This is a genomic window from Streptomyces lacrimifluminis (genome assembly GCF_014646095.1).
Classification (GTDB): domain Bacteria; phylum Actinomycetota; class Actinomycetes; order Streptomycetales; family Streptomycetaceae; genus Streptomyces; species Streptomyces lacrimifluminis.
The window spans coordinates 64,548-83,025 of the sequence record NZ_BMMU01000023.1; the positions used below are offsets into that span (position 1 = coordinate 64,548).

Here is an 18,478-nt window from a genome sequence, read left to right on the forward strand (position 1 = left end):
GACAGAGATAGCCCTGACAAGGACGGCTCAGTGCGCGGCCTCGGCGAGGTGTTGCGTGCCGATCCGCTTGCGGAACACCCAGTACGTCCAGCCCTGGTAGAGCAGGACCATGGGGGTGGCGATCCCCGCACACCACGTCATGATCTTCAGGGTGTAGGGGCTCGACGAGGCGTTGGTGACCGTGAGGTTCCAGTCCGCGTTGAGCGAGGACGGCATGACATTCGGGAAGAGCGTCAGGAACAGCATCGCGACGGCGGCCACGATGGTGACGCCCGAGAACGCGAACGCCCAGCCCTCCCGCCCCTTCCACGCCGCACCCAGCGCGGCGACGAGGGCGAGCACCGCCACGACCGCCGCGGCCAGGGAGCCGCTGTCGCCCTTGTCGGCCTGGGTCCAGCTCAGGAACGCGAGCGCGACGACGGCAGCCACGAGTCCGACGCGCACCGCCAGCTTCCGCGCCCGTTCCCGGATGTCCCCGACGGTCTTGAGGCCGACGAACACCGTGCCGTGGAAGGTGAACAGCGACAGGGTGACCAGGCCGCCGAGCAGGGCGTACGGGTTGAGCAGGTCGGCGAGATTCCCGACGTACTCGAAGTCCGCGTCGATCTTCACCCCGCGCGTGATGTTGGCGAAGGCCACGCCCCAGAGGAAGGCCGGCAGGAGCGAGGTCCAGAAGATCGCGGTCTCCCAGTTGCGCTGCCAGTTCTCCTCGGGCCGCTTCACGCGGTACTCGAAGGCGACACCACGGACGATCAGGCAGACCAGGATGAGCAGCAGCGGCAGATAGAAACCGGAGAAGAGCGTGGCGTACCACTCGGGGAAGGCGGCGAAGGTCGCGCCGCCCGCCGAGAGCAGCCACACCTCGTTGCCGTCCCAGACGGGTCCGATGGTGTTGATGAGGACCCGCTTCTCCGCCCGGTCACGGGCGAGCAGCTTGGTGAGGACACCGACCCCGAAGTCGAAGCCCTCCAGGAAGAAGTAGCCGATCCACAGGACGGCGATGAGGACGAACCAGACGTCGTGAAGTTGCATGGCGTTTCCAGCTCCCTGGGCCTAGTAGGAGAAGGCCATCGGCTTGTCGGCGTCCTGTGGGTCGCCGCCGATCTTCGTGGGCGGGTTGAGGTCGGCCTCGGTCATTTCGGGCGGCCCGGCCTTGACGTACTTCACGAGGAGCTTGACCTCGATGACGGCGAGGATCGCGTAGAGCGAGGTGAAGACGATCATCGAGGTGAGGATCTCGCCCTGCGACACCCCGGGGGAGACCGCGTCCCGGGTCTGGAAGATGCCGTAGACAACCCACGGCTGGCGGCCCATCTCGGTGAAGATCCAGCCCCAGGAGCTGGCAATCAGCGGGAAGCCGAGGGTGAGGATCGCGATGCGCCAGTACCACTTGGTGAGCGTCGGGCCCAGCACCTTCCCGGGGAGCAGCGAGAGGTGCGGCACTTCGTCGTCACCGACCCGCAGATGCTGCGGCAGCATGAACTTCTTGCGCGTCAGCCAGAGCCCGGCGAGCCCGATCGCGAAGGACGTCATACCGAAGCCGATCATCCAGCGAAAGCCCCAGTAGGCGACCGGGATGTTGGGCCGGTAGTCGCCGGGCCCGAACTTCTCCTGCTCGGCCTTGTTGACGTCGTTGATCCCGGGGACGTACGAGCTGAAGTCGTCGTTGGCCAGGAAGGACAGCAGGCCCGGGATCTCGATGGCGACCTTGTTGTGGCCCGCGTCGACGTCACCGTAGGCGAAGACGGAGAAGGGCGCGGGCGCCTCGCCGTCCCAGAGTGCCTCGGCGGCGGCCATCTTCATCGGCTGCTGCTTGAACATGACCTTGCCGAGGAAGTCACCGCTGACCGCGGTGAGCAGACCGCCGATGACGACGGTGACCAGGCCGAGCCGCAGCGAGGTCTTCATCACGTCGATGTGCTTCTTGCGCGTCAGGTGGAAGGCGGCGATGCCGACCATGAAGGCGCCACCCGTGAGGAAGGCCGCGGAGAGCGTGTGGAAGACCTGGGTCAGCGCGGTGTTCTGCGTGAGGACCAGCCAGAAGTCGGTGAGCTCGGCGCGCCCCTTCTTCTCGTTGATCCGGTAGCCGACGGGGTGCTGCATCCAGGAGTTGGCCGCGAGGATGAAGTACGCCGACAGGATCGTGCCGATCGAGACCATCCAGATGCAGGCCAGGTGGATCCTCTTCGGCAGCTTGTCCCAGCCGAAGATCCACAGCCCGATGAAGGTGGACTCGAAGAAGAAGGCGATCAGCGCCTCGAAGGCGAGCGGGGCGCCGAAGACATCGCCGACGAAGCGCGAGTAGTCGGACCAGTTCATGCCGAACTGGAACTCCTGCACGATGCCGGTGACGACACCCATCGCGATGTTGATCAGGAAGAGCTTGCCCCAGAACTTGGTGGCCTTGAGGTACTTCTCCTTCTCGGTGCGCACCCAGGCGGTCTGCAGGCCGGCGGTGAGCGCGGCGAGGGAGATCGTCAGCGGGACGAACAGGAAGTGGTAGACGGTGGTGATGCCGAACTGCCATCGCGCCAGAGTCTCGGGCGCCAAAGCAACGTCCACATCTCCTCCTTACGAGCCGTGACCATTGCGTCGGTCTGTCCCGGTTGCCGTCCTCCATGAGTGGGACAAACGGGTGCGCTTGTGAACGCGTTCACATTCACAAGCAATTATGGCGCATGCCCGTTCGAACTTGCATGGGTGGGGGGTCCCTAAACGAGACCTGACCGGCCCTTGACAGAAAAGGGCCGGTCAGACGATGTACGGCCGGTCCTGGACGCGCCGGGTCGCCGACGCCCAGGACCTCTGGACTAGAGCTCCTTGCGGAACACCTCCGCCGCCTTCAGGAAGACGTCGTTCGCCTCGGTCTCCCCGACCGTCACCCGAACCCCCTCGCCCGGGAACGGCCGGACGACGACCCCGGCCCGCTCGCACACCGCCGCGAAGTCCGCCGTGCGCTCCCCCAGCCGCAGCCACACGAAGTTCGCCTGTGTCTCGGGCACCGTCCAGCCCTGGCCGCGCAGACCGTCGACCACCCGCGAGCGCTCGGACACCAGCGAACCGACCCGGCCCAGCAGCGCGTCCTCGGCCCGCAGCGAGGCCACCGCCGCGTCCTGGGCGAGCTGGCTCACCCCGAACGGCACCGCCGTCTTGCGCAGCGCCGCCGCCACCGGCTCGTGGGCGATCGCGAACCCGACCCGGAGTCCGGCGAGGCCGTATGCCTTGGAAAAGGTCCGCAGCACACAGACGTTCGGCCGGTCGCGGTAGAGCGCGACCCCGTCCGGCACTTCGGAGTCGCGAACGAACTCCCGGTAGGCCTCGTCGAGCACCACCAGCGCATCACCGGGCACCCGGTCCAGGAACCGCTCCAGCTCGGCCCGCCGCACGGCCGTCCCGGTCGGGTTGTTGGGGTTGCAGACGAAGATCAGCCGGGTCCGGTCGGTGATCGCGTCCGCCATCGCGTCGAGGTCGTGCACATCGCCGGGCGTCAACGGGACCTTGACCGAGGTGGCGCCGCTGATCTGCGTGATGATCGGATAGGCCTCGAAGGACCGCCAGGCGTAGATCACCTCGTCGCCGGGCCCGCTGGTGGCCTGGATCAGCTGCTGGGCGACACCGACCGAACCGGTGCCGGTGGCGACATGGGAGACCGGCACGGCGAAACGTTCTGCCAGTTCGCTCATGAGCTCCGTGCAGGCCATGTCCGGGTAGCGGTTGAAGGCTCCCGCCGCGGCTGTCACGGTCTCCAGCACCCCGGGCAGCGGCGGGTACGGGTTCTCGTTCGAGGACAGCTTGTAGGCCACCGGACCGCCGGCCGCGGCAGGCCTGCCCGGCTTGTAGGTGGGGATACCCTCCAGCTCGGCGCGCAGCTTGGGGCTCGTCTCGCTCACCGCAGTCCTCCTCGTGACCACCACCGGCTCAGCACGGCGACCCGCTGCCGGTTACCGGGTACCAATGCTTCTCACCTTATGAGGATTCGGCGCCGCTGCGTACGGGTCGGTCCGCTTCGAGAACCTCGGACGGCTCCACGCCTCCACCTCACCTGTCCCATGAGCATCAGGGGTATCACCGTACAAAATTGTACGAATTAGGGGGCGCATTGCGCTTCTCGGCACGCGCCGGTGGCTCGCGCCGTGGCGCGCATCCCTCGTAGAGGTGAGTTGAGACCTCTTCGAAACATCGGTCACTTGGCAGGCCTATGTCCGCCGACAAGTCACGTAGGTCAGTAATTTCGTTCAACTGACTTCTTTTCTCAGGCAGTTGATAGCTTTTGACCATGCAGAAACGTGCCTGTCAACGACTGCATATGCGTCCGCACTACCCCACCGCATGAGCCCTACTATCGGCTCGCCATGACAGCAGCAGGGAAGCACCAGGTGAGCCGCGCGGAGACAACCCGAAGAAGCGGTCGGCCGGGCCGGGCAGGCATCAGAGACGTGGCCGCCGCCGCCGGTGTCTCGATCACGACCGTCTCCGACGCCCTCAACGGAAAGGGCCGGCTCCCGGACGCCACCCGCCGCCATGTCCGAGAGGTCGCGGACCGGCTGGGCTACCGCCCGTCGGCCGCGGCCCGAACCCTCCGTACCGGCAAGTCCGGGCTGATCGGTCTGACCGTGACGACATACGGGGATGAACCTTTCACCTTCACCGAGTTCGCGTACTTCGCGGAGATGGCGAGGGCCGCCACCTCGGCAGCGCTCGCCCGGGGCTACGCCCTGGTCATCCTCCCCGCGACCTCGCGCCACGACGTCTGGTCGAACGTCGCCCTGGACGGCACGGTCGTCATCGACCCGTCCGACCACGACCCGGTGGTCACCGAACTCGTCCGGCAGGGACTGCCCGTCGTCTCCGACGGACGCCCGGCCGGCTCGCTCCCGGTCACCGCGTGGGTCGACAACGACCACGAGGCGGCGGTCCTGGGCATCCTCGACCACCTGGCCGACGCCGGCGCCCGCCGCATCGGCCTGCTGACGGGGACCTCCACCGACACCTACACCCATCTCTCGACCACGGCGTACCTCCGCTGGTGCGAGCGGGTCGGCCAGGACCCGGTGTACGAGTCCTACCCGGCCCACGACCCGTGCGCGGGCGCCGTGGCCGCCGACCGGCTGCTGGCCCGCCCGGACCGCCCGGACGCCGTCTACGGCCTCTTCGACCCGAACGGCACCGACCTGCTGGCCGCGGCCCGCCGCTACGGCCTGCGCGTCCCGGACGACCTCCTGCTGGTCTGCTGCAGCGAGTCGACGGTGTACGCCACCACGGAGCCGCCGATCACCACCCTCTCCCTGAAGCCGCGCCGCATCGGCACGGCGGTGGTCCAGCTCCTGATCGACGCCATCGAGAACCTCGACTCGGACCAGCCGGTCGAGCAGGTGATACCGACCGAACTGATCGTGCGGACGTCCTCGCAGCGCCGTCCGCCGCGCACGACGGTCAGTCCTCCGCGGTCGCCCGAGGAAGGGTGATCCGGGGGCGGTGGTGAGGGGCGGGCAAAGTGGGCTTGTGCGGGGCCGGTTCCCGGACAGCGGGGCCGTACGAGGGGTCGGCCCCGTAGGGGAAGCGGGAGCCCGGCCCCGTTCAGGAACGCGGGACACCGGCGTCCGGACAGTTGACGGGCGCCGGTGTCATGATCGTACGAATCATCGGTGTCCGAGGTTCGAAGCAAGCCACGAAACCGGCGGGTCCGGGGTGGGCCCAGACGGGAAAGCCCCTCCGAACCGGGGCGAAAGCCTCAGTGAACTGGGCTCCTTCGCCGATTCACCACCCCTGGGTCATCACATGGCGCGATCCGCATTCCTATGATGGGCCCACGACACCGCGGGCCGCTGCGACCAGGCAGTCCGATGCGGTGCAGATGCGGCGCGATGGTGGAGGGGTCGATGACTCAGGGGGCCGGTCAGGGACCCGAGGTGACGCGGACGGCGACGTTGCGCGACTTCCGGGTGCCCGCTTACGTCCATGAGGCCGGTCCGCACACCGACGGCACGGCCCCCCGGGACGTCACCGCCGGGACGGCCGACACCGAGGTCCAGGAGCCCGCCGAGGGAGCTCAGATCCTGTCCGACCTGGAGGAATACCCCGACGGGTACACGCCGACCCAACGCGACCTGCCCGTCATCAACCGCGGTGACACGCTCCAGGTGACCGTCGATCCCGCGGCCCTGGCCGCCGACGGCCCGGGACCTCTGTTCGTCGTCGGCGACGTCCACGGCTACCTCGACGAACTGGTGGGCGCCCTCCAGGAACAGGGCCTGATCGACAGCGCGGGCAACTGGTCGGCGGGCACCGCCCGGCTCTGGTTCCTCGGCGACTTCACCGACCGCGGTCCGGACGGCATCGGGGTCATCGACCTGGTCATGCGGCTGTCCGCCGAGGCAGCCGCGGCCGGCGGCTACTGCAAGGCCCTCATGGGCAACCACGAGCTGCTGCTCCTGGGTGCCAAGCGGTTCGGTGACACCCCCGTCAACTCGGGCGCGGGCACGGCCACCTTCCAGGCGGCCTGGCTGCTGAACGGCGGCCAGAAGACCGACATGGACCGGCTTCAGGACCACCACCTCCAGTGGATGGCCCGCCTCGACGCGATCGAGGAGGTCGACGGCCACCTGCTCGTGCACTCGGACACCACCGCCTACCTCGACTACGGCGACTCGATCGAGGCGGTCAACGACACCGTCCGAGAGACGATCACGCGCAACGACGCGGACGAGGTGTGGGATCTGTTCCGCAAGTTCACCAAGCGCTTCTCCTTCCGCGACGAGGGCGGCGCCGAGGCCGTACGCTCCCTCCTCGACACCTACGGCGGCACCCGCATCGTTCACGGCCACAGCCCCATCCCGTATCTGGTGGGCGATGTCGGCACCGAGGACGACGGCGGGGACAACTCCGGTCCGAACATCGAACATCCGCATGTCTACGCCGACGGACTGGCCATCGCGATGGACGGCGGCGTGACCATGGCCGGAAAACTGCTGGTCCAGGAACTACCGCTGGATCTCTGACGGCTATCCGAGCGTTTCCCGGGCACACGTCCTCCGACTGCGAACCGCATCGGACGGGGGACAGTCGCACGGCAATTTCTTCAAACCCCCTGTCACCGCGCGCCGTCGCCGCTCTACCATCGGCTTATCCGTAGCAGGCTCCCCTCCGTTTCTGCCCGACGGCTCGTCAGCATGCCGAGCCCCAAGCCCTACGGAGCATCGGGGGATGCACATGAACAGCGTTCCGCAGCACCTGTTGAACGAGGACCGCCAGGAATACGGGCGGATCCTCGATGAGGCGCTGCGCTCCGCCCCACACCGCCCGGAACTGGCCGCCGTCGGCCAACGGCTGAACCCCGAACAACTGCGCACCATGGCACTCAACGCCACCGCGCTCATCACGGTCGCCGCGGCGGCCGAATACCAGCACTACGTGAAGGTCCGCGACGAACTGCGCCACCCGGCGCCGTCCACCCCGTCGTCCTTCCACGAATCCGGCTCCACCGAGCCGGGCCCAGGCACGATGGGACTCGCAGGAATGGGCGAGGCCGCCGCCGAGACCGCCGGGGCGGGCGCCGTCGCCGTCGTCGCGGTCCTGGCTCCCGTCCTCGCGGGCACGGCCGCGGCGATCTTCCTGCTCGTGGGCTACATCCTCAAGATGCTCGACCCCCAGCCGGCGTTCGCCCAGACCATGCTCACCACCGGATGGGTGTTCGGTGCGATGACCGCGGCAGCGATACTCGTCGCCGGGGTCGGCCTTCTCCTCACCGCCCTGCGCAACAGCCCGGAGGCGGAGGAGGCCGGGGCGTACGGCGAACTGACCGGGGAGGTCGCGCAGGCCAGGGAAGCCTGGCGCGAGGCCCTGCTGGAGCGCGGCATCATGCCGTTCCTCCGCGATGCCCTCGCCGATCCCGGTACGGCGGCCATGAACCGCAAACCGGCTCCGGAACCCACCACCGGCCGCATGCCCCAACTCGGCTACAACCGACCCGGCTTCAGCAGCCCCGATGAGGGCTCGACGACGGGCCACCGCCCCAGCTTCTCGAGCCCGGACTTCTCCAGCCCGGACTTCGGGGGCCCGGACCACCCGCCGGAGTGACCGGCCGGTCCGGAAGCGGGCCCAGGACTCAGGTGGAGCGGGCGGCTACTGGAGCCGCCTGACCACCTGGGCTTCCGCACGCTCCAAAGGCGTACGGCCGTTCCCATGGACCGGGGCCGGCGCGGTACAGGGCCGGGGCAACCGGCGCCCACCGGAAGAATAGGATCACATGATGCCCGCCTGGCCTGCGGCAGCGATCCAGGTCGGGAACTCGGACAGGAGCCGGTCGTACAGCTCCTGGTCGGGGACGGTACTGATGTCGTCCACAGCGAAGAATCCGACGTTGTCGACGCGACGGCCGGGCAGGGTGTCGAAGCGTTCCAGCACTCCGTAGTTGGACCGTCCAAGCCCCACGAACTGCCAGAAGATCGGTTCCTCGACGGCTTCCCGCAACTCCCGCTCGATCACGTCGTTGCGGTAGACGCCCCCGTCGGAGAAGAACAGCACCAGGGTGGGGGCAGCGGCAGGGTTTTCCCTGACATACGTACGAACTTGGGCGATCGCCTTCTGTTCTTCGTTCTGGATACCCACCGTCCGCATGTCGACCTGACCGGATTCCAGCCCTCTGCCGGGCTTTCTGCTGCGCCGGAAGAGGCTGATCTGTCCCACCCGGACGTGCAGTCGCAGCCACTCGGGAAGGTCCCCGAGTCGCAGGTCAGGGAGGCGTGCCGCATGTGAAGCGAACGTCCAGGCCTGCATTTCACCGTCGTCGTCCAGCTGCGCGGCAACCGCTGCCATGCGCTCCACGACATCGGCGACGACCCCCTTGGAGTAGAGGAAGGACATGGATCCGGAGGCGTCCAGGACCAGGATGACGCGTGCGGTGATCCCGGCTGCGCCATGCTTTCTCAGACTGACCGCCACCTGCTCCTTGCGCAGAGACAGACGCTTGCGCATTTCGACGGGCAACTGTTCCTCGCCCTTGCTGAGGCGTGGGCCCACGGATGCTGGGGCCGGGACGGGAGATGCCGAAACAGGTGTCGCCGGGAGCGCGGACGTGTCCGAGGACGCGTCGTCAACGGTGATGCCGAAGTCGGTGGCCAGTCCGGCGAGCCCGGAGGCATAGCCCTGACCGACCGCACGGAACTTCCACTGCCCTGCCCGCAGATACAGCTCGCCACCGATGAACGCGGTCTCCGTCCCGGCCTCCATGGGAAACCGTGCGATCTCTGTCCCGCTCTTCGCGTCCAGGAGCCTCAGGGTCAGTCCAGGCACCTGCCCGAACGTTCCCCCATCGGCCGAAGCGCACAGCACAACTCGCTCTACGGCGGGGTCGAGCGAGTGCAGATGCACCTCGACCGTGTCGGTGAGGACACCACCGGAACTCACCTTTCCCAGGTGGGTCACAGCGTTCGACGCATGCTGCGGCTGGTTGTAGAAGACGAAGTCACCATCGTCGCGAACGCGTCCCGCACCGGTGAGCAGCAAGGCCGAGGCGTCGACATCGGGCATGCCAGGCTTCTCATGCCAACCGAACTCGACGCGTACCTCAGGAGAATCGACGGGAAGGTTGGCGCCCTTGCTCAGTGCTCTCGCTGTCATGGGGGCAGTCTGCCCGCCGAGAGAGCAGGAGGGCAGCCTTGCCGAGGTCCCAAGGGTGACGATGCCCCGAAGCGCCGGGGCATCGGGGGCATCGCCACCCGGTTCTCACTCCGCGAGCGGCAAATACACCCGGTTTCCGCTGGCCGCAAACTCCTTCGACTTCTGCAGCATCCCCTCAGCGACCTCCTCGGCCGTCGCGTCCGCAGCCGCCGTACCGCCAAATCGCTCTGTGATGCTCTGGCTGATCTTCATCGAGCAGAACTTCGGCCCGCACATCGAGCAGAAATGAGCGGTCTTGGCGGGCTCGGCCGGCAGGGTCTCGTCGTGGAACTCCCGCGCTGTGTCCGGGTCGAGGGCCAGGTTGAACTGGTCCTCCCACCGGAACTCGAAGCGGGCGTCGGAGAGTGCGTCGTCCCAATCCTGCGCACCTGGGTGCCCCTTGGCGAGGTCGGCTGCGTGGGCGGCGATCTTGTAGGTGATGACGCCGGTCTTGACGTCGTCACGATTGGGCAGACCCAAGTGCTCCTTGGGTGTGACATAGCAGAGCATGGCCGTGCCCCACCAGGCGATCATCGCGGCACCGATGCCGGAAGTGATGTGGTCGTACGCCGGCGCGACGTCCGTCGTCAGCGGGCCGAGCGTATAGAACGGAGCTTCATCACAGATCTCCTGCTGTAGATCGATGTTCTCCTTGATCTTGTGCATCGGGACGTGTCCCGGGCCTTCGATCATCGTCTGTACGTGAAAACGCTTCGCGATCGTGTTGAGTTCCCCGAGCGTCCGCAACTCCGCGAACTGCGCCTGGTCGTTGGCGTCAGCGATCGATCCGGGCCGTAGGCCGTCGCCCAGGGAGTAGGTGACGTCGTACGCGGCGAGGATCTCGCACAGTTCTTCGAAGTTCTCGTACAGGAAAGACTCCTTGTGGTGCGCCAGGCACCATGCCGCCATGATCGATCCACCGCGCGAGACGATGCCGGTCTTACGGTTCGCGGTGAGCGGTACGTACGCGAGGCGAACGCCCGCGTGCACCGTCATGTAGTCCACACCCTGCTCGGCCTGTTCGACGACCGTGTCCTTGTAGATCTCCCAGGTCAGTTCCTCGGCCCTGCCGTCCACCTTCTCCAACGCCTGGTAGAGCGGCACCGTGCCGATGGGGACGGGGGAGTTGCGCAGCACCCACTCACGGGTGGTGTGGATATTGCGGCCGGTGGACAGGTCCATGACCGTGTCGGCGCCCCAGCGCGTCGCCCAGGTCATCTTCTCGACCTCTTCCTCGATGGAGGAAGTGACCGCGGAGTTGCCGATGTTGGCGTTGACCTTCACCAGGAACCGCTTGCCGATGATCATCGGCTCGATCTCCGGGTGGTTGACGTTCGCGGGCAGTACCGCGCGTCCGGCGGCGATCTCGTCGCGGACCACCTCCGGGTCCATGTTCTCCCGGACGGCCACGAACTCCATCTCGGGCGTGATCTCCCCGCGGCGGGCGTACGCGAGTTGCGTCACCGCCTGTCCGTTCCGGCTCCGGCGCGGCTGCCGGGGCCTCCCCGGGAACACCGCGTCGAGGTTCCTGAGCCCGCCACGCGGCGAGGTGTGCTTGATCCCGTCGTCCTCCGGGCGGATGGGGCGACCCGCGTACTCCTCGGTGTCACCGCGGGCGATGATCCAGTTGTCGCGCAGCGGCGCCAGCCCCCTGCGGACGTCGGTGTCGATCCGCGGATCGGTGTACGGACCCGACGTGTCGTACAGGGTTACCGACTTCCCGTTGGTGAGGTGCACCTGACGGACCGGCACCCGCACGTCGGGGCGTGAGCCGCCGACATACCCCTTGTGCCAGCCGATGGACTTCCCGGCCTCCTGGGACTGTTCGCCCTGGACGAGCTGTGCGTCCTGGTCGGAGGCAGGCGTGCGTGTGTCCTTGATGGTCATGAGACCTACTCCCTACGCCGGCATTACCCGGTAACAGGTTCAGCGGTCGACGCAGCGGATCCCGTCTGCCGATGTTTCATGTGAAACATCACTCGTTCCACATGTTCCACGTGAAACATCGCTAAGACGGAGGTCAGCGCCCTCTCAGCCCGGTGCTCCGAGCTCCCGCGTGTACAAAAGGTGCCTCCACGCTAGCGTCAATTTGGGCGAGGTGAACAGAGGGCCCCTGCCGTTCTTGCGATGATCGGGCGGTGACCACGACGCAAGGACCCCCATACCCGCCCTCCGAGCCGCCGCGCGGAAGCGGCGCCGGGCACGGCTCCGGGACGGGCAACGGAAACGGCGGCGGCACCGGCCGAGAGCGCGGGCCCCGGTCCGGCAACGGCTCCGGCGGCCTCGGTGGTGTGTCCTCGCCCGGCACGGGAGCAGGCGGCGCCGGCGGGGCGACCGGCCCGAGTAGCGGTCCCGGATTCCGGCCAGAATTCGGGCCCGGTCGGAGGATCGATCGCGGCTACGGGCCCGGAGCGGGGTCGGGTCGAGAAGACCGACCGGGTCCGCGTGGCCAAGGACAGGGCTTCGGAACCGAGGGGCCCGGGACCGGTCAGTTCGGCCCTCTTCCCGCTTCCGCTTCCGGTGCCGGGCAGAGTCCTGGACCTGGAGCAGGTGGTGGTCACGATCACGGATCCGGCCCGGGACAAGGCGGCCAGGGCCACGGTCACCCTGGGCACGAAAACGGCCCCGGCGGCGGGTACAGCGGCGGACCTGGCGGCGGTTCCGGTGGTGGGCACGGACCCGGACCCGGTGACGGACACGGTGGAGGACACGAGGGCGGACACGGGCCCGGTGACACCTACGGCCCCGACGACAACCGCGGTCACTCGCACGGCCACAGTCACAGCCATGGCCCGGCAGCCCCTGTCTCCATCCACCTGCGGAAGATCATCGGGGCGATTCTGATCCCCTTCGCCGTGGCGGTCGTGGTCGGGCTCGCGGTGCTGTGGCCCGGCGGCGCCCCGGCCCACGAGCGCACCGGCGTCGGCTTCGACCGGCAGACCCAGGAGGCCACGGTCACCAAGGTCGTCGCGGTGGACTGCAAGTCCGTCAACGCCTCGGGGGAGACCCCGACCGGCGACACGTCCACCGCCGAGGGCTCCTCGGCGCAGCAACAGGCGACCGGCGACTGCAAGCGGGCGACGATCCGGGTCGACACCGGTGACGACAAGGGCCGTACGTTCACGGAGATCGTCCAGCCGGACCAGTCACGGCAGTTGCACCAGGACCAGAAGGTCGTGGTGGCCTACGAGCCCTCGGCACCGAAGGACCTGCAGTACTCGGTCTCCGACGTGAACCGCAGGTTCCCCATGGCCCTGCTGGCCGGCATCTTCGCGCTCGCCGTCGTGGCCGTCGGACGCATGCGCGGTGTGATGGCCCTGGTCGCACTGGCCGTCAGCTTCATGGTCCTGACCTTCTTCATCCTGCCGGCGGTCCTGCAGGGGTCGAATCCACTGGTCGTGGCGGTGGTCGGAGCCAGTGCCATCATGCTGATCGCGCTCTACATGTGCCACGGCCTCTCGGCCCGTACATCCGTGGCAGTGCTCGGCACCCTGATCTCGCTGGTGCTGATCGGCGTTCTCGGCTCGCTGTTCATCGGCTGGGCCGCGCTGACCGGTAACACGGACGACAACACGGGTCTGATCCATGGCCTGTATCCGTCCATCGACATGAGCGGCCTGCTGCTCGCAGGTGTCATCATCGGTTCGCTCGGCGTCCTGGACGATGTGACGGTGACGCAGACATCGGCGGTCTGGGAACTCCACGAGGCGAATCCGACGATGGGATGGCGCGGGCTGTACCGCGCCGGCATCCGCATCGGCCGCGACCACATCGCCTCCGTCGTCAACACGCTCGTCCTCGCCTACGCGGGTGCCGCGCTGCCCCTGCTGCTTCTCTTCTCGATCGCGCAGAGCAGCGTCGGGGCTGTCGCCAACAGCGAACTCGTCGCGGCGGAGATCGTGCGGACCCTGGTGGGCTCGATCGGCCTGGTCGCGTCCGTGCCGGTGACCACGCTCCTGGCGGCTCTGATGGTCTCGGCCGACCGCCCGGGCACGGCACCGCTGACCGCAGGAGCGGCAGCGGGGACCGGGCCGGGGGCAGGGGCCGCGGCAGCCGGGGCAGCCGGGGCAGGAACAGCGGCCCAGGCGGTCCCGGCCCGCGCCGGGAAGGGCCGTCGCCGCAAGCACTGACGGAGGCTGGGCACCGACTCCGCATCTGCGCCGAAGCAGGGCTGGGCGCGAAGTACGGCTGTAACGCTTCTCCTCGCGCCAAGGAGAAGCGTTACAGCACTGTCGGGGGTCCGGCTCAGCCCGCGCTCTGTTCCTCCGCCAGAATGCGGTCCAGCGCCTCGTCGAGGTGGGCGTCGAAATCGGCGAGGGAGCGCTCCTGCCCCAGCGGCACGAGTTTGTCCGTGCGGTCGAGGAAGGCCACCAGCGGCGCCGCACCGGAGCGGAACAGCGCCTGGTCGCCGCCGACCTGAAGCCGGATCAGCACCTCACCCAGGACATCGGAGTCGGCGGGAGAGATCCGCACATCCCCGTCCCCGCAGGGCCGCCCCACTCCGTCGATCAGCAGCTCGCGCCCGAAGGCCCAGGTCACAGGGGCGTCGCCAGGCAAATGGAAGGTCAGCCTGACGGCATAGGGATCACAGGTCTCGTAGCGCAGCTCCACCGGAATGCGGAAGGAGAGCTCCTCCGAGACAAGAAAGCTCATCATGACTTCTGCCTGCACCGACTCGCGCATCGCCTAACCCCGTCACTTGCCGTGGACTGGCCTGGAATCATCGCTCTTGATACTGCTCGAATCTTGCTGAAAGTACACGGTGAATCACAAGGAGTGAGTTTTCAGATACTGATAGAGATCGCGAGCGACCCCAGCAGTCTTCCGACCTCTGTCTGCAACTGCTGCGCCGCTTCTAGCAGTCGATCGGCCTGGTGGGAAGGCAGAGAAATGGCCAATGTGGCAGCCGTGGAACCGATGGTGATCGGAACCGCCGCACAGACCGTCCCCAGCGCGTACTCCTGCCGCTCCACGACCAGTTCCATGCGCCGCATGCGGTCGAGACGGCGCAGCAGCGTATGGCTGTCACGCACCGTGTAGGGGGTGACCGCCTGGACGGGGTGACGGTCGAGATGGTCCCGGCGGCACTCCTCGTCCAACTGGGAGAGCAGGCACTGTCCGATGGCGTGCGCGTGTCCGGTCTCCCGGAAGTCCGCCCACTCCTCGACCGCCGGGTTACCGGGGGTGTCGGAGACGCACATGACCTCGATCTCGCCGTCGCGGTACACCGCGTAGTACACGGGTACGCCGATGGTGTCCCGCCAGTGCGCGAGTGCGTCCACCACTGTGCTGCGACGCTTCTGCCTTGCCCCGCTGCTGCCGAGCCGATCGGCCGCCTCACCAAGGAAGAACAGCCCTTTGTCCCGCCGCAGATAACCCTCGAAGACGAGCGTCCGCAGCAGGTGGTAGGCGGTCGGGAGGGCGAGGCCGGTCTCGCGGGCCAACTGTTTCGCCGGTGCGCCGTGCTCGTGCGCGGCGACGGATTCCAGCAGACGCATCGCCCGTTGCACGGAGCCGATAAGGGTCGCCGTGGAGTGCGCTTCGGCGGGCGGCGCGGGGCGGAGGGCAGGTACGGGGGCCGAGACGGGTACCTCGGTGGGTCGGCCGCGAGGCCTCGGGGAGGGCGCGGTCCGTTGTTCGGGCCGGCGCTGAACGGGTGGAGCCTGTGGTTCCGCGGGGGCGGTGTCGACCATGGCGAGGGTCACTCTCGAAGGCGAGGGGGGCTGCCCGTGCGGAAGGCACGGGAGGAGGGGGTACGCCGTCCGCGAGGGTTGTCCCCGCGTCGAATTCCGGACTCTAACCGCCTGTCACCGCCCACAGACGGCCCGTACGGGAAACTTCCCCCGCCCGAGCGAACCGGTGATTTCTGTTACCGGCGCCCGCGCCGTCCCGCCGACCGGCTCCCGTGCCCCCCTCGCCCCACGGCACTCACCAGTCGCTGCGCGACGACGAACTCGTCATGAACTTCCGTACGACGTAGATGAGTCCGCCGACCAGGGCGACGAAGACCAGCGCCTTGAAGAGCAGGGCGATGACGAACCCGACGACGGTCGCTATCAGCCCGCCGAACACGACGAGGGCGATGACCGGCACCGCGACCCACTTCACCCACCACGGCATTCCCGCGAAGATCTCTCGCATCGCGCTCTTCCTTACTTCTCGGCCCGTCGCATCCGCCGGGGCCTGTGGCCTTCGCTCGTGCCGGGACATGTGATGTTCCGCCTTCGATGCTAGGGCCGGCAGGGGGCCCGGCGGGGGCCTCGCATCCCTTGTCCTCCCCTGATCGATCCCCTAGGGAACCCCGAGGCAACAGGTCAGCTCTCAGGCGGAGAGAAGACCACCATGACCCGCAGATCCTCGCTGATGTGATGGAACTTGTGGGCCACCCCGGCCGGCACGTACACGACACTGCCGCGTGCCACCTGGGTCGTCTCCATACCGACCGTGATCGCGGCCCGCCCGCTCACCACGAAGTACACCTCGTCCTGGCGGTGGGGCTGCTGCGGGTCCTGCTCGCCCGCGTTCAGTGCGTACAGGCCGACCGACATGTTCCGTTCGCGCAGGAACTGCAGGTAGGCACCGTCGTTGGCGGCACGTTCCGCCTCCAGTTCATCCAACCGGAATGCCTTCATCGCCCTCGCCCACGCTCGTAACCGATCTCTTCTGCCACGATCAGACACATGAAGAATTTCGTAGTCAAGACGATCGCCAACGCGGGCGCCCTCGGCGTGGCCGTGTGGGTACTCGACAAGATCACCCTGACCGGTGACAGCACGGGCAAGAAGATCGGCACGTTGATCGTCGTCGCTCTGCTGTTCGGCCTGGTGAACTTCCTGGTCAAGCCGCTCGTGCAGGTGCTGACCTTCCCGCTGTTCATCCTCACGCTCGGACTGATCACCCTGGTGGTCAACGCCCTGATGCTGCTGCTCACCTCGTGGCTGGCCGACAAGTTCGACCTGAGCTTCCACGTCGAGGGCTTCTGGACTGCCGTCCTGGGCGGTCTGATCATCTCGATCGTCTCCTGGGCGCTGCACATCGTCCTTCCCGACGAGGACTGAGGACGCTCGATGCCCTACCGCGTCTGTTTCGTCTGCACAGGCAACATCTGCCGCTCCCCGATGGCGGAGTCCGTCTTCCGCGCGCGCGTGGAGGAGGCCGGGCTGGCGGGCCTGGTCGAGGTCGACAGCGCGGGCACGGGAGGCTGGCACGAGGGCGACGCCGCCGACCCGCGCACGGTCTCCGTGCTGGAGGCGGCCGGCTACGACGGCGATCACGCGGCCCGCCAGTTCCAGGCCGCGTGGTTCACCCGTCTCGACCTCGTCGTCGCCCTCGACGCAGGCCATCTCAAGGCCCTGCGCCGTCTGGCGCCCACTCCGCAGGACGCGGAGAAGGTACGTCTGCTGCGCTCGTACGATCCCGTCGCGGACGCCGATCTGGACGTCCCTGACCCGTACTACGGGGGCACGGACGGCTTCGAGGAGTGCCTTGAGATGGTGGAGGCGGCGAGCGTGGGCCTGCTCATCGCAGTGCAGGCGGAAGTGGAAGGACGGGCGGCATGACCCATTCGAATGCGAACAAGAGTTCAGACATTCGCGCGAATCAGGGCATGGGTAACGGCACGCGCGCGGTGCGGGCGGGGCTGCCCGACCCGGTGAAGCACGCGCCGGCCCTCCCCGGCCCGGTGTTCGCCGCCCACTACCATCTGCCGGGCGACCCCACCGGCCCGTACACCTACGGCCGCGACGAGAACCCGACCTGGACGTTGCTGGAGCGCGCCATCGGCGAGTTGGAGGCACCGGAGCGGGATGGCGTCGAGACGCTCGTCTTCGCCTCCGGGATGGCCGCCGTCTCGTCGGTGCTCTTCTCCCAGCTGCGCACCGGGGACACCGTCATCCTGCCCAACGACGGCTACCAGGCGCTGCCCCTGGTGCGGGCCCAGTTGGAGGCGTACGGCATCGAGGTGCGCACCGCGCCGACCGGCGGCAACGCTCAGCTCGACGTGCTCGACGGCGCACGGCTGCTGTGGATCGAGACCCCGTCGAACCCCGGACTCGACGTGTGCGACGTACGACGGCTCGCCGAGGCGGCACACGCGCGTGGCTGTCTCGTGGCCGTCGACAACACCCTGGCGACGCCCCTCGGCCAGCGCCCGCTGGAACTCGGCGCCGACTTCTCCGTGGCCAGTGGAACCAAGCAGCTCACCGGGCACGGCGACGTGCTGCTCGGTTACGTCACCGGTGCGGACGCCTCCGCGATGGCCGCCGTACGACGGTGGCGCAAGATCGCCGGGGCGATTCCCGGGCCCATGGAGGCATGGCTCGCCCATCGGTCGATTGCCACTCTCCCCTTGCGTGTCGACCGGCAGGACGCCACCGCACTGGCTCTCGCCGAGTCTCTGCGGGGACGGCCCGAGGTGACCGGGCTGCGCTATCCGGGGCTGCCGGAGGACCCCTCGTACGAGATCGCTGCGCAGCAGATGCGGCGCTACGGGTGTGTGGTTTCCTTCGTGCTGCCCACGCGCGCACGTGCCGACCGTTTTCTCGACGCGCTGCGGCTCGTGGACGACGCCACGAGTTTCGGTGGGGTCCGGTCCACGGCCGAACGGCGCGGCCGGTGGGGCGGGGACGCCGTGCCGGAGGGCTTCATTCGTTTTTCGGTCGGCGCCGAGGACCAGGACGACCTGGTGGCGGATGTGCTCCGCGCGCTGGACGAGTCGACGGACTGACCTGTCGAGCAGGGGCCGAGAGGTGCTCCGCTACGCCCGATGGCGGTCCGAGCCTCCCCCCTCGTGGCTCGGACCGCCGCGGTTCCACGCGCGAAG

Annotated in this window: 16 protein-coding genes; 7 read left to right on the forward strand and 9 right to left on the reverse strand. The window is 68.1% G+C overall.

Features of this window, described 5'->3' with window-relative positions; all coding sequences use genetic code 11:
- Positions 1–27: 27 nt before the first annotated feature.
- From cydB to hisC, 3 genes are all read right to left on the reverse strand, one after another.
- A complete protein-coding gene (gene cydB / locus IEY89_RS28760; RefSeq protein WP_189150434.1) occupies positions 28–1,032 on the reverse strand; it encodes a cytochrome d ubiquinol oxidase subunit II in 1,005 nt (334 codons plus the stop codon).
- Positions 1,033–1,053: 21 nt separating this feature from the next.
- Positions 1,054–2,562 carry a cytochrome ubiquinol oxidase subunit I gene (locus tag IEY89_RS28765; protein WP_189150435.1) on the reverse strand — a complete coding sequence of 503 codons (1,509 nt, stop codon included), beginning with the start codon at positions 2,560–2,562 and terminating at the stop codon, positions 1,054–1,056.
- Positions 2,563–2,810: 248 nt separating this feature from the next.
- Positions 2,811–3,890 carry a histidinol-phosphate transaminase gene (gene hisC, locus IEY89_RS28770; RefSeq protein WP_189150436.1) on the reverse strand — a complete coding sequence of 360 codons (1,080 nt, stop codon included), beginning with the start codon at positions 3,888–3,890 and terminating at the stop codon, positions 2,811–2,813.
- A 462-nt stretch (positions 3,891–4,352) separates the two neighbouring features.
- On the opposite strand from hisC, the gene IEY89_RS28775 reads away from it, so the two are divergent.
- The 3 genes from IEY89_RS28775 (at position 4,353) to IEY89_RS28785 (ending at position 8,076) form a co-directional block, all read left to right on the forward strand.
- The gene (locus IEY89_RS28775) at positions 4,353–5,465 is read left to right on the forward strand and encodes a LacI family DNA-binding transcriptional regulator (protein ID WP_189150437.1); all 1,113 of its coding nucleotides are present in this window, start codon (positions 4,353–4,355) and stop codon (positions 5,463–5,465) included.
- A 399-nt stretch (positions 5,466–5,864) separates the two neighbouring features.
- The gene (locus IEY89_RS28780) at positions 5,865–6,998 is read left to right on the forward strand and encodes a metallophosphoesterase (RefSeq protein ID WP_268240766.1); all 1,134 of its coding nucleotides are present in this window, start codon (positions 5,865–5,867) and stop codon (positions 6,996–6,998) included.
- 205 nt (positions 6,999–7,203) lie between these two features.
- On the forward strand, positions 7,204–8,076 hold the full coding sequence (locus tag IEY89_RS28785; RefSeq protein WP_189150439.1) for a hypothetical protein: 873 nt from the start codon (positions 7,204–7,206) through the stop codon (positions 8,074–8,076).
- A 165-nt stretch (positions 8,077–8,241) separates the two neighbouring features.
- On the opposite strand, the gene IEY89_RS28790 is transcribed toward IEY89_RS28785, so the two are convergent.
- Complete coding sequence (locus tag IEY89_RS28790; protein ID WP_189150440.1) at positions 8,242–9,618, reverse strand: VWA domain-containing protein; 1,377 nt, start codon at positions 9,616–9,618, stop codon at positions 8,242–8,244.
- Positions 9,619–9,723: 105 nt separating this feature from the next.
- The gene (gene thiC / locus IEY89_RS28795; RefSeq protein ID WP_229695461.1) at positions 9,724–11,544 is read right to left on the reverse strand and encodes a phosphomethylpyrimidine synthase ThiC; all 1,821 of its coding nucleotides are present in this window, start codon (positions 11,542–11,544) and stop codon (positions 9,724–9,726) included.
- Positions 11,545–12,512: 968 nt separating this feature from the next.
- Here thiC and IEY89_RS28800 point away from each other — a divergent pair.
- Positions 12,513–13,787 carry a YibE/F family protein gene (locus IEY89_RS28800; RefSeq protein ID WP_373287305.1) on the forward strand — a complete coding sequence of 425 codons (1,275 nt, stop codon included), beginning with the start codon at positions 12,513–12,515 and terminating at the stop codon, positions 13,785–13,787.
- 115 nt (positions 13,788–13,902) lie between these two features.
- On the opposite strand, the gene IEY89_RS28805 is transcribed toward IEY89_RS28800, so the two are convergent.
- The 4 genes from IEY89_RS28805 to IEY89_RS28820 form a co-directional block, all read right to left on the reverse strand.
- Positions 13,903–14,340 (reverse strand): SsgA family sporulation/cell division regulator, encoded by a 438-nt coding sequence (locus IEY89_RS28805; RefSeq protein ID WP_055529170.1) that lies wholly within the window; start codon positions 14,338–14,340, stop codon positions 13,903–13,905.
- Positions 14,341–14,441: 101 nt separating this feature from the next.
- The gene (locus IEY89_RS28810) at positions 14,442–15,350 is read right to left on the reverse strand and encodes an IclR family transcriptional regulator (RefSeq protein ID WP_268240767.1); all 909 of its coding nucleotides are present in this window, start codon (positions 15,348–15,350) and stop codon (positions 14,442–14,444) included.
- 235 nt (positions 15,351–15,585) lie between these two features.
- Complete coding sequence (locus IEY89_RS28815; RefSeq protein WP_189150441.1) at positions 15,586–15,798, reverse strand: DUF5326 family protein; 213 nt, start codon at positions 15,796–15,798, stop codon at positions 15,586–15,588.
- Positions 15,799–15,971: 173 nt separating this feature from the next.
- Entirely contained in the window at positions 15,972–16,289 is a 318-nt protein-coding gene (locus IEY89_RS28820) for a cupin domain-containing protein (protein ID WP_189150442.1), read from the reverse strand.
- Positions 16,290–16,337: 48 nt separating this feature from the next.
- Here IEY89_RS28820 and IEY89_RS28825 point away from each other — a divergent pair, with 48 nt between their 5' ends.
- Genes IEY89_RS28825 through IEY89_RS28835 form a run of 3 tightly spaced genes read left to right on the forward strand, consistent with a single transcriptional unit; the run spans position 16,338 to position 18,382 of the window.
- The gene (locus tag IEY89_RS28825; protein ID WP_189150443.1) at positions 16,338–16,715 is read left to right on the forward strand and encodes a phage holin family protein; all 378 of its coding nucleotides are present in this window, start codon (positions 16,338–16,340) and stop codon (positions 16,713–16,715) included.
- A 9-nt stretch (positions 16,716–16,724) separates the two neighbouring features.
- Complete coding sequence (locus IEY89_RS28830; protein WP_189150444.1) at positions 16,725–17,216, forward strand: low molecular weight protein-tyrosine-phosphatase; 492 nt, start codon at positions 16,725–16,727, stop codon at positions 17,214–17,216.
- The gene (locus tag IEY89_RS28835; protein WP_189150445.1) at positions 17,213–18,382 is read left to right on the forward strand and encodes a cystathionine gamma-lyase; all 1,170 of its coding nucleotides are present in this window, start codon (positions 17,213–17,215) and stop codon (positions 18,380–18,382) included. The genes IEY89_RS28830 and IEY89_RS28835 overlap by 4 nt, the downstream gene beginning before the upstream one ends.
- Positions 18,383–18,478 lie beyond the last annotated feature (96 nt).